Genomic DNA, 1061 nt, shown 5'->3' on the forward strand with positions numbered 1-1061 from the left:
CCTAGAGCAGAATCTGATCATTCGGGCTCGTATCCGGCGGCGGTGAAGTAGTTCGCGCACTCGGCCGGCGTGAAGGCCGGAAGTGCGTCACGGATGGCATCCCAGAGGTCTTCGACCGTGCGGGCGGCGGCCTTGCGCAGCAGCGCCTTGAGCTTGGCGAAGGCGTTCTCGATCGGGTTGAAGTCAGGTGAGTAGGGCGGCAGGAAGCAAAGCCTTGCTCCCACCCGCTCGATGGCCTCGCGCACGCCGTGAGGCTTGTGCGCCGGCAGGTTGTCCAGGATCACGGTGTCCCCGGGCCGCAACGTCGGCACCAGCACCTGCTCGACATAGGCCAGGAAGGCCCGGCCGTTCATCGGCCCGTCCAGCACCATGGGCGCGGTCATGCCCGACAGCCGCAGCGCCCCGGTGAAGGTGGTGGTCTTCCAATGCCCGTGCGGCACCGAGGCCCGGCAGCGCTGGCCGCGCGGGGAGCGGCCGCGTAGGCGGGCCATCTTGGTGCTGGCACCGGTTTCATCGATGAAGACCAGGCGCCCAGGATCGAGGTCAGGCTGGGCGTCGAACCATGCTTGCCGCCGTGCGGCGACGTCGGGCCTGTCCTGCTCGGCCGCGTGGGCGCTTTTTTTTGAAGCTGAGGCCATGCCGCTTCCCGAAGCGCCAGATCGTGCTGGGGGCGAAGCGCGCGCCATGCTCACGCTCGAGCAGCTCGGACAGCTCCACCAGGGTGATGTCGGTCTGCGCCTCGATGGCGCCCAGGATCACGGCGCTGAAAGCCTCGATCCGGTGCGAGTGGCGGTCCCCCCCGCGCGGCTTGGCCGCCTTGGCTCCCGCATCGCGCCAGGCCCGCAGCCAGCGCACCGCACTGGCCACCGACACCCCGAACCGCTTGGCCGCCGCATGGCGCGACATCCCGCCATCCACCGCGCCGATCACCCGAACCCGCAGATCCTCCGACAAGGTTTTCGCCATGCCTTTCTGTCTCCACTCAGCAGGAAGGGTGAATCAGATCACCCCCGCGTCGGGGAAGCGCTTTCGCGAATCAGCTCGGGCGGAACGTGCTCTAG

General features: G+C 68.4%; 1 protein-coding gene. It reads right to left on the reverse strand.

The annotated features are described in order from the left end of the window. Positions 1-17 precede the first annotated feature (17 nt). Positions 18-966, reverse strand: a protein-coding gene (locus OF850_RS23350) for an IS630 family transposase (RefSeq protein ID WP_301592840.1) whose coding sequence is annotated in 2 segments (ribosomal slippage) — positions 18-615 and positions 614-966 — 951 coding nt in all. Because the reading frame shifts where the segments join, the coding sequence is not laid out codon by codon here. Positions 967-1061 lie beyond the last annotated feature (95 nt).

The sequence above is a fragment of the Sabulicella glaciei genome, assembly GCF_026183895.1.
GTDB lineage: Bacteria > Pseudomonadota > Alphaproteobacteria > Acetobacterales > Acetobacteraceae > Roseococcus > Roseococcus glaciei.